Source organism: Sphingobium quisquiliarum P25, from assembly GCF_000445065.1.
In the GTDB taxonomy this organism is placed as follows: Bacteria; Pseudomonadota; Alphaproteobacteria; order Sphingomonadales; family Sphingomonadaceae; genus Sphingobium; species Sphingobium quisquiliarum.
This window is the reverse complement of record NZ_ATHO01000035.1, coordinates 1-513: the sequence shown is the minus strand read 5'-3', so window position 1 is coordinate 513 and position 513 is coordinate 1. Positions and strand designations below refer to the sequence as shown.

Here is a 513-nt window from a genome sequence, read left to right as displayed (position 1 = left end):
TGCCCCCGCTACCGACTGAAGTATAAGGAAGGGCGGTCATTCGTGACGCCGGTATGTCGCGCTTTACGGCGGCGAATATCGCTTTATGGTTAAGGCGAAAGTTAGTCGGGGGATAAAGATGCGTTACCTTCTCTTAACGGCCACGGCCCTGCTGATGGGAGGGCCGGCCTGGGTCGCGCTTGCGCCGTCCGCCCTTGCGCAAAAGGTGGAACTGGACGTGCGGGTCGACCGGCTGGAAAAGGAAATGCGCGCCGTCCAGAGAAAGGTGTTTCCGGGCGGCGCTCCGTTGCAGGCGGAAATCACGCCTCCGGCCAAGCCTGTCGTTCCATCCGGCTCGCCATCCTCATCGCCGGTGGCTGACCTGACCGCGCGCGTATCGGCCCTGGAATCGCAACTGGCGTCGATGACCGGACAGGTGGAGGAGAACAGCTTCAAGATCCGGCAACTGGAGGAAGCGTTCAACAAATATAAGGCCGAGGCGCAAAGCCGCACCACCGTGGTCGCGCCGCCGCC

The 513-nt window shown here is 62.4% G+C and carries 1 pseudogene; it reads left to right on the top strand.

Going from position 1 to position 513, the window contains the following annotated elements:
- Nucleotides 1–118: 118 nt before the first annotated feature.
- Nucleotides 119–513, top strand: a pseudogene (locus L288_RS26360) (hypothetical protein); the annotation flags it as partial.